The sequence below is a fragment of the Streptomyces sp. NPDC029216 genome (assembly GCF_040648015.1).
GTDB lineage: Bacteria > Actinomycetota > Actinomycetes > Streptomycetales > Streptomycetaceae > Streptomyces.
Window position 1 is genome coordinate 18292 of record NZ_JBEZWL010000098.1, and the last position, 8915, is coordinate 27206.

Genomic DNA, 8915 nt, shown 5'->3' on the forward strand with positions numbered 1-8915 from the left:
CATGACCGCCCCACCGACCGACCGCCCGACCGCGACCGGCGGCACCGAGACCCGTCAGGCCTCGCTGCACGGCTCCGGTCTGCGCCTGGGCTACGGCGACCGGGTCGTCGCCGAGGACCTGGACCTGCCGATCCCGGCGGGCCGGGTCACCGCCCTGGTCGGCCCGAACGCCTGCGGCAAGTCCACCGCCCTGCGCGCCCTGGCCCGGCTGCTCAAGCCGGCGGGCGGGACCGTTCTGCTCGACGGCGAGGACATCGCCGCGCTGTCCCCCCGGGACTTCGCGCTGCGCCTCGCCCTGCTGCCGCAGACCCCGAGCGCACCGGAGGGGATCACCGTCCGGGACCTCGTGGCCCGCGGCCGCACCCCGCACCAGCGCTGGTGGCGCCAGTGGTCCTCGCAGGACGAGGCGGCCGTGGAGGCCGCCCTGACGGCCACCGGTTCGGCGGACCTCGCCCACCGCTCCATCGACGAGCTGTCCGGCGGCCAGCGCCAGCGCGTGTGGATCGCGATGGCCCTCGCCCAGGACACCTCGGTCCTGCTCCTGGACGAGCCGACGACCTACCTCGACCTCGCCCACCAGGTCGACGTCCTCGAACTGGTCGCCGAGCTCAACCGGTCCGAGGGCCGCACCGTCGTCATGGTCCTGCACGAGCTCAACCTGGCCTGCCGCTACGCCGACCACCTCATCGCGATGCGCGACGGCCGCGTGGTGGCCGCCGGCGCACCCTCGGAGATCGTCACCCCGGACCTGGTCCACGAGGTCTTCGGCCTCCGGGCCGCCGTCATCGAATGCCCCGTGGCCGGGACCCCCCTGGTCATCCCCCAGGGAGGCCGCCGCACCGAGATCGTCTGACGGACCACGCCGGACGGGCCGCTCGGCCACACCCAGAGCGGCCGTCCGTTCCGCGGGGCTCAGCGCGGCGGAGCCCACTGCGCGAGCAGCGCTTCGGCCGTGGTGACGGACGCCACCAGCGCGAGCGAGTTGCGGATCACCTCGGCGGTGCAGGAGGCGGGCACCCCGGCGATGGCGTCGGCCGGGACCACGACCTCGTAGCCCAGGTTCACCGCGTCGAAGACGGTGTTCGGGATCGCGATGTTGGAGGAGACCCCGGTGACGACCAGGGTCCGCACGCCCAGGTTGCGCAGCAGGGCGTCCAGGTCGGTGCCGGCCATCGGGGAGAGCCCGTGCAGCCGGCGGACCACCAGGTCCCGTCCGTCCACCGTGATCGGGGCGGCCACCTCCACCGCCCGGCTGCCGGTCAGCTGGCGCACGGGCAGCCTCCCGGCGGCCCGGAAGAGACGCGCGTTGGTACTGGCGCCGAGCCCGTCCGGGCGTCGCTCGGCGACCGCGTGGACCACCTGCACCCCGGCCCCGCGCGCGGCCTCGACGAGCGCGGCCACCCGGCCGAGCATCCCGGAGTCCCGGGCCTCCTTGGCCAGTTCCGGCAGGGCGCTCTCCTCGCCGACGACCCCGTTCTGGCATTCGACGGTGAGCAGCGCGGTGGCGGCGGGATCGGACTCCGGCATGGCTCCCCCTGGTGCGTCGACGGAAGAGGACGCATGATTCCTGACACATAGTCAGATGTGAAGGGGTGCGGGACGGATGGACGGGACGCGCGAGGAGCGGGGCCAGCGGCGGGGCCGCCGCATCATGATGACCGGCGAGGAGGTGGACGCCTTCCTGCGCGAGCAGCGCACCTGCCGGGTGGCCACGGTCTCCCCGGACGGGCGGCCGCACGTGGGCGCCCTGTGGTTCGCCTGGGACGGCACCTCCCTGTGGCTGTACTCGATCACGCGCAGCCGCCGCTGGTCGGACCTGCGCGAGGACCCGCGGATCTCGGTGGTGGTGGACGCGGGAGAGGAGTACGGGGAGCTGCGCGGGGTCGAGCTGTCCGGCACCGCGGTCTTCGTCGGCGAGGCACCCCGCACGGGCGAGCCGTGCCCGGAGCTGACGGAGGCGGAACGGATCTTCCCGCTGAAGAACTTCGGCATCGCGGAGATGCCGCACGACGGCCGGCACGCCTGGATCCGTCTGACCCCGGACTCGGTCGTGTCCTGGGACTTCCGCAAGCTCTAGGCGCTCCGAACGGCGGCGGCCGCCTCCCGAAGGGCCTCCACGGCCGCCCGGATGGAGGGCCGCCGGTCGGCGTCCGCGCGCCAGACGGCGTACACGTGCCGCCGTACGGTGTCGCACACCGGCAGCAGGCGGACGCCCGGCGGCACCGGACCCCGGCCCAGCCGGGGCGTCACGCACACGCCCAGCCCGGCCTCCACGAAGGCGAGCTGGGTGTGGTGCTCCTCGGCGATGTGCGCGACGCGCGGCTCGATGCCGGTGCCGCGCAGGGTGAAGACCAGCCACTCGTGGCAGAACTGCCCCTCGTTCCAGGAGATCCAGTCGTCGTCGGCGAACTCGGCGAGGGAAATCTGCGTCCGGCCGGCCAGCGGATGGTCCTGCGGGACCGCGATGTCGGCGGCGTCGTCGAGGAGGTGGATGCGGGTCAGCTCGGCGGGGACCGGCATCCGCTTGTTGTGCCAGTCGATGGCGAGGGCCATGTCGAGGTCCCCCCGGACCACGGCGGCCATGCTCTCCTCGGGCTCCTTCTCCCGCACCAGGACCCGCAGTTCGGGGTGGCCGGCGCGCAGGGCGGTCAGGGTCTGGGGCAGCAGGCCCCGCATGGCGGTGGGGAAGGCCCCGATCCGCAACTCCCCCACCGCGCAGCCCCGCTGGGCCTCGACGTCGGCCTGGGCGAGCTCCACCTGGGAGATGATCCGGGCGGCGTGGTCCGCGAGGAGCCGGCCGGCGTCGGTGAGCCGGACCCCGCGGCCGTGCTTGGTGAGCAGGGGCTGGCCGACCTCCCGCTCCAGCTTGGCCATCTGCTGGGAGACCGCCGATGTGGTCACATGGAGGCCGCACGCCGCTCCGCTGACCGAGCCGTGGCGGGCGAGGGCGTCGAGGGTGCGCAGGCGTTCCAGGTTCAACATGTAAGCGATGCTACGCCGTCGCGCACAGGAGATCTCGCTTGTCCTACGAGGTCACGCCCAGCAGAGTGAAGCCCATGAGCGCACCCACCACCCCACGTCCCACCACCTCCTCCGTCTCCTCTGTCGCCCCGCGCGGGGCCGGCCGCCCCGGCGCCCTCGACTGGCGCGTGCGCTTCGCCTTCCTCTCGGTGGTGTGGGGCTTCAGCTTCCTCTTCGTCAAGGTGGGGAACGAGGCCTTCGCGCCCTTCCAGGTCGCCCTCGGCCGGGTGTTCTTCGGCGCGCTCGCCCTGCTGGCGGTGCTGCTGGTGCGCCGCGAGCCGCTCCCCCGCGGCCTGCGCACCTGGGGGCACCTGACGGTGGCCGCGCTGCTGCTGAACACCGCCCCCTTCGCGCTCTTCGCGTACGCCGAGCAGACCATCACCTCCACCCTGGCCGGGATCTGCAACGCGACCTCCCCGCTGTGGGGCATGGCGCTCTCGCTGGTCGCCCTCTCCGAGGACCGCCCCACGCGCCGCCGGTTCGCCGGTCTGGGCATCGGCTTCCTGGGCGTGCTGACCGTGCTCGGTGCCTGGCAGGGCTTCGCCGGGGTCGACGCCAAGGGCACCGCCCTCGCCCTGCTGGCCTCGCTCTGCTACCCGATCGGCTGGATCTACGTCCGCCGCACGCTGGCGGGGACCCCGGGCTCACCGGTGGCCATGACCGGGGCGCAGCTGATCGTCTCGACCCTCCAGCTGGCCGCCGTCAGCGCCCTGTTCACCTCGGCCCCCGCCGGCTTCCCGCTGTGGCCGACCCTCGCGGTGATCACCCTGGGGGCGCTGGGCACCGGGGTGGCCCTCCAGATGCAGTACGGGCTGGTGTCGGAGGTCGGCCCGACCACCGCCCAGATGGTCACCTACTTCATCCCGGTGATCGCCACCACGGCGGGCGTCCTGGTCCTCGGCGAACAGCTGCACTGGAACACCCCGCTGGGCGCGGCCGTCGTCCTCGCGGGCGCGGCCCTGACCCAGGCCCGGCCCCCGGCCCGGAAGACCACCTGAGCCCGGGACCTGAGGGCCCGGCCCCCGCCGCATCCCGCGGCGGGGGCCTTCGTGCGCGCGGTGTCAGTCGAAGCGGGCGCCGGCTACCGGCCGGACCGCCTGGGCCACCGCGTCGGCCAGCGGGAGGACGTCCCGCGGCTCCAACGGGGAGACCGTGATGCGCACCCCGGGCCCCGCCTCCACCCGGTAGGCGGCCCCGGGCCGGACCGCCCAGCCCGCCGCCATCAGCCGGGTGACCACCCCTGTCTCGTCGGCGACCGGCACCCACACGTTCATCCCGCTGCGCCCGTGCGCCGGCACCCCCCGCTCCGCCAGCGCGGCGACCAGCCCGTCGCGGCGCAGCCCGTACGAGCGCGCCACCGCCTCCCGGTCCACCGCCCCGCTGGTCCACAGCTCGGCCACCGTGCTCTGGAGCAGCCGGCTCACCCAGCCGGGACCCAGCCGCTGCCGGCCCCTGACCCGGTCCATCGTCACCGCGTCGCCCGTGAGCACCGCGAGCCGCAGGTCGGGGCCGTACGCCTTGGCCGTGGAGCGGACCAGCGCCCAGTGCCGGGTGACGCCGCCCAGCGGGCACAGCGGCAGGTCGACGATCCCGTTGCCGTGGTCGTCCTCGATGACCAGCACCTCGGGACGGCCGGCCAGCAGCTCCCGCAGCAGCGCGGCCCGCTCCGGGCCGACCGCGGCCCCCGTCGGGTTCTGCGCGCGGGCCGTCACCACCAGGGCCCGGGCCCCGGCCTCCAGCGCCCGGGCCACCGCCTCGGGCCGCGGCCCCTCGTCGTCGACGGCCACTGGGAGCACCCGCAGGCCCAGCGCCGGGGCCAGGTCCAGCACGCTCCCCCAGCCCGGGTCCTCGACCGCCACCGCGTCCCCGTGCCGCAGGTGGGCGGCCAGCACCCGTTCGATGCCGTCCAGCGCCCCCGAGGTCACCGCCAGGGCCCCGGCCGGGACCCCGTCGGCCTCGAAGTCCGCGCGGGCGAGCCGGGCGAGCTCCGGGAGCACCGGGTCGTCCCCGTAGCGGGTCGGGGCCTGTGCGTACCGGCGGGCGGCGGCGGCCAGCGGCCCGTCCAGGGAGGGCAGCAGCGACATGTCGGGGTTGCCGTGCGCGAGGTCCCGCACCCCCTCGGGCACGGCGGGGCGCAGCGCGTCGCGCGGGGCGCTCGCGGGCCGCCCGCGCACCCGGCTGCCGCGCCGCCCGTCGGTCTCGATGATCCCGCGTTCGCGCAGCGACCGGTAGGCGGCGGCGACGGTGTTGGGGTTCACCCCCAGCTCGCCCGCCAGTTCCCGCATCGGCGGGAGCAGGGTTCCGGGCGCGAGGGCGCCCGATCCGACGCCCGATTCGATGCTGGCCGCGATGTCCGATGCGCGACGCCCACTGATCGTATATTCTCCTAGCACAAAGCTAATTATGCACTAGTACAACGGAGACCGCACCATGAGCGTCACCCCCGTCGACTACGAGCCGACCGAGCGCACCGTCCCGAGCCGCTCCCGTCACCGGGCCCGCTACGACCGCGAGACGGTGCACTCGATACTCGACCAGTCCTACCTCTGCCACCTCGGTTTCGTCCGCGACGGCGCACCGGTGGTCCTGCCGACGCTCTACGGCCGGGTGGACGAGACCCTCTACGTCCACGGCTCCACCGGCTCGCGCCCGCTCCTGGCCGCCGGCGCGGAGGACCCGGGCCTGCCGGTCTGTCTGACGGTGACGCACGTGGACGGCCTGGTGCTGGCCAGGTCGGCCTTCCACCACTCGATCAACTACCGCTCGGTGGTCGTCCACGGCACCGCGTACCAGGTCACCGACGAGGAGGAGCGCCGCATGGCCCTGGCCGCCCTGGTCGACCACGTCGTGCCCGGCCGCGCCGCCGACTCCCGGCCCGCCAACGCCAAGGAGCTCGCGGCCACGGCGGTGATCCGCCTGGACCTGAACGAGGTCTCCGCGAAGATCCGTACGGGCGGACCGAACGACGACGCCGAGGACCTGGGCCTGCCCTTCTGGTCGGGCGTGGTCCCGGTCGCGCCGGCGTACGGGACCCCCGTCCCGGCCGCCGACCTGGCCCCCGGCATCGCCGTCCCGGACTACGTCAGCGCGCTCTGAGCCTCACGGGCGGGCCTGCCCTCCGGCCGGCCCGCCCCGCCCGCGGGCCTGCGCGCCTCGGCCGTGATCAGCGCGCCCACCGCCGACAGCAGCAGTACGGTGCCCAGCACCACGGCGCCGGTCAGCCGCTCCCCGAGCACCGTGACGGCGATGACGGCCGCGCTCACCGGCTCGATCAGCATGATCACCGACACGGTCGCGGCCCGCACCGCCGCGGCCCCGGTGAAGTACAGGGCGTACGCCAGCGCCGTCGGCACCACGGCCACGTACACCAGCAGCCAGAGCACCCGCGTCGGCTCCCCGGTGTGCGGCAGCAGCCCCTCCACCGCGGCGAGCGGCAGCAGGCACACGGTGCCCACGCCCACCGACCAGGCGGTGGTCACCAGCGGGTCCCCGCCCGCCCCGCGCCGCCCGAGCCACCGCGCCCGCAGGGTCATCCCCGCGTACCCGGCGGCCGACAGCAGCGCCCAGCCGACCCCGAGCGGCCGCACCTCACCGCCCCCGGAGCCCAGCACCAGGACGGCCAGCCCGCCCAGGGCGCCGCCGACGGCGGCCACTCCGCCCCAGCCCAGCCGCTCGCCCATCCAGTACCGGGCGCCCAGCGCGATCAGTACGGGCCCCGCCCCCAGGGTGACCACGGTGCCGACCGCCAGGCCGGTCTCCCGCACGGCGCCGAAGTAGGCGGCCTGGAAAACGGTGAACATCAGGCCGGTCCCGATCAGCGAGACCGCCGAGGGCCGCCGCCGCCCGCGCGCCGCCGCCCGGGCGGGACGGCGCACGGCGAGCACCCCGAGCAGCACCACCAGCCCGCCGGCGCAGCGCCAGAACGAGAGGGCGAGCGGACCGAGGTCACTGGCCAGGAAGAGGAGGGAGGCGGCCGCCCCGGCGGTGCCCCAGGCGATACCGGCGACGACGAGGTAGAGCAGACTGCGCCCGGTGGCGGGCGAATGGTTCGACACGTGTTTCTCCGCGCGTGCGTGAAGGATGGAATGCAGGTCATCGCTTCGCGGGCAGCGCGAACCGGCCCGGGAACCTCCGGGGCCGGTCTCTCGTTGGGTGGCAGCCGCCCGCTCTAGGCGGCCGGCGGCGACAGCACGGTCGAGTACATGGCCAGCACCTTACGCCCCCTCCGCTCCCGCAGACCAGCCCGGCCCGGAGCGGCTTCCCCTACGCCTTCGCCTTCTCTGATGCGTGCTCGGACACGGACGCGGACGCGGACTCGGGCAGCACCGCTTCCCCCATCGCGGCCGGAGCGGGCCGCGAGGACTGCGCGATGAAGGCGCCGCCCAGCACCAGCGCACCGCCGGCCATCTGCCAGGCCGACAGGTGCTCGCCCAGCAACACCCAGGCCAGGACGGTGGCGACGACCGCCTCCAGGTTGGCCACCACCCCCGCCACCTGCGGCGAGAGCATGCGCACCGAGACCACACCGGTCAGGTACGCGGCCACGGTGGCGACCAGCACCACCCAGCCCAGCAGCACCAGGGCGGGCACCCGCACGTCCCCGAGCGCCGCGTCCCCGCCCAGCACCTGCCAGTCCATCTGCCACGGGCGGGCCAGCACGGTCATCACCAGGGCGCCGACGAGCATGCCGTACGCGATCACACCCATCGGGTCGGGCACGTCCTCGCCGTCGGTGCCCTGGTCCGCGAAGACGAAGTAGAAGGCCTGGCAGCAGGCGGCGGCGAGGCCGAGGAGCACCCCGAGCGGATCCAGGCTCAGCCCGGACCAGATCTCGACCACGCAGGCCAGCCCCGCCACCGCCACCGCCGCCCCGGCCGCGGCCGCCCGGGTCACCGGCTTGCGCTGCACGAACCGGATCCAGCCGAGCAGCAGCGCCGGCCCCAGGTACTCCAGCAGCAGGGCCACGCCGACCGGGATCCGCGACAGGGAGGCGAAGTAGAAGGCCTGTACGCCCGCGACGGCGACCAGCCCGAAGCCCGCGAGCAGCAGGGGCCGCCGGCGCACCAGATCGCGGTGCCGCCAGGCGAGGGGGGACAGCACGAGCGCCGCCCCCGCCACCCGCAGCCACACCATGTGGAGCGGGTCCAGACCCGCCTCGATCAGCGGCTTCGCCGCGACTCCGGAACCACCGAACGCACACGCCGAAACGAGGGCGAGGCCCAGTCCGGCGTTCTTCCCTGACGCTTGCATCGGGCCATCATGACAGGGCGCGTCAGGAGCGTCACCGGAGTGACACCTGTTGAGACGCACCCGATACCTAACGGGCGGAGGGCCCGGATTCCTGACGGGTCATCAGTATTGAATGTTCCGACCCCCGGGGCTACCTTCCGCCGCACGTACCCGACGAGAAGGGGTGGACGCATGGCTGAAGTCACCGCGGAATCACGCATCGAGGCGCCCGCCGCGAAGCTCTGGGCCCAGCTGACCGACTGGGGCGCGTACGGGCAGTGGAGCATGACCCACACCGACTTCCCGAAGGGCGGCCCCGAGACCCTCGCGGTCGGCGCCACCTTCACCGAGAACATGAAGATGATGGGCTTCCCCGCCGAGGTCCTCTGGACGGTCTCGGAACTGGAGGACCAGCGCCTCTTCGCCATCACGGGCAAGGGTCCGATGGGGGTCGCCGTCCTGACCCGGTACACCCTGACCGCCGACGGCGGGGCCACGAAGGTCCGCATCGACGGGGAGTTCACGGGAGCCGCGGTGTCCCTGATGGCGGGCAAGCTCAAGGACTCGGCGACCGCCGCGCTGAACGAGTCGCTGCGCCGGCTGGCCGCCCTGGTCGCCTGACCCCGCACGCTCGACGGCGCGCCCCGCGGGAGCTCCCGCGGGGC

General features: G+C 74.6%; 10 protein-coding genes. 5 read left to right on the forward strand and 5 right to left on the reverse strand.

The window, feature by feature from the left end; genetic code table 11:
• The first annotated feature begins 1 nt into the window (after position 1).
• Complete coding sequence (locus AB0F18_RS27850) at positions 2–853, forward strand: ABC transporter ATP-binding protein (RefSeq protein WP_362065456.1); 852 nt, start codon at positions 2–4, stop codon at positions 851–853.
• Positions 854–912: 59 nt separating this feature from the next.
• Here the strand turns inward: AB0F18_RS27850 and AB0F18_RS27855 are convergent, their stop codons facing one another.
• Positions 913–1527, reverse strand: a complete 615-nt coding sequence (locus AB0F18_RS27855; RefSeq protein ID WP_362065459.1) for a cysteine hydrolase — start codon at positions 1525–1527, stop codon at positions 913–915.
• Positions 1528–1603: 76 nt separating this feature from the next.
• Between AB0F18_RS27855 and AB0F18_RS27860 the strand changes: the two genes are divergently transcribed.
• Positions 1604–2077, forward strand: a complete 474-nt coding sequence (locus tag AB0F18_RS27860) for a pyridoxamine 5'-phosphate oxidase family protein (RefSeq protein WP_362065461.1) — start codon at positions 1604–1606, stop codon at positions 2075–2077.
• On the opposite strand, the gene AB0F18_RS27865 is transcribed toward AB0F18_RS27860, so the two are convergent.
• Entirely contained in the window at positions 2074–2982 is a 909-nt protein-coding gene (locus AB0F18_RS27865; protein ID WP_362065464.1) for a LysR family transcriptional regulator, read from the reverse strand. The two genes, AB0F18_RS27860 and AB0F18_RS27865, sit on opposite strands and share 4 nt — an antisense overlap.
• Positions 2983–3056: 74 nt before the next feature.
• On the opposite strand from AB0F18_RS27865, the gene AB0F18_RS27870 reads away from it, so the two are divergent.
• A complete protein-coding gene (locus AB0F18_RS27870) occupies positions 3057–4019 on the forward strand; it encodes a DMT family transporter (protein ID WP_362065466.1) in 963 nt (320 codons plus the stop codon).
• A 63-nt stretch (positions 4020–4082) separates the two neighbouring features.
• Here AB0F18_RS27870 and AB0F18_RS27875 read toward each other — a convergent pair whose 3' ends face one another.
• Entirely contained in the window at positions 4083–5414 is a 1332-nt protein-coding gene (locus AB0F18_RS27875) for an aminotransferase class I/II-fold pyridoxal phosphate-dependent enzyme (RefSeq protein WP_362065469.1), read from the reverse strand.
• Between the two features lie 37 nt (positions 5415–5451).
• Between AB0F18_RS27875 and AB0F18_RS27880 the strand changes: the two genes are divergently transcribed.
• A complete protein-coding gene (locus AB0F18_RS27880; protein WP_362065472.1) occupies positions 5452–6117 on the forward strand; it encodes a pyridoxamine 5'-phosphate oxidase family protein in 666 nt (221 codons plus the stop codon).
• Here AB0F18_RS27880 and AB0F18_RS27885 read toward each other — a convergent pair.
• Both AB0F18_RS27885 and AB0F18_RS27890 read right to left on the reverse strand, forming a co-directional pair.
• Entirely contained in the window at positions 6099–7076 is a 978-nt protein-coding gene (locus AB0F18_RS27885) for a DMT family transporter (RefSeq protein WP_362065475.1), read from the reverse strand. The genes AB0F18_RS27880 and AB0F18_RS27885 overlap by 19 nt on opposite strands.
• Positions 7077–7284: 208 nt before the next feature.
• Positions 7285–8271: an EamA family transporter gene (locus AB0F18_RS27890; RefSeq protein ID WP_362065478.1), complete on the reverse strand. Its 987-nt coding sequence runs from the start codon at positions 8269–8271 to the stop codon at positions 7285–7287.
• Positions 8272–8442: 171 nt separating this feature from the next.
• On the opposite strand from AB0F18_RS27890, the gene AB0F18_RS27895 reads away from it, so the two are divergent.
• The gene (locus AB0F18_RS27895; protein ID WP_362065481.1) at positions 8443–8871 is read left to right on the forward strand and encodes an SRPBCC family protein; all 429 of its coding nucleotides are present in this window, start codon (positions 8443–8445) and stop codon (positions 8869–8871) included.
• Positions 8872–8915 lie beyond the last annotated feature (44 nt).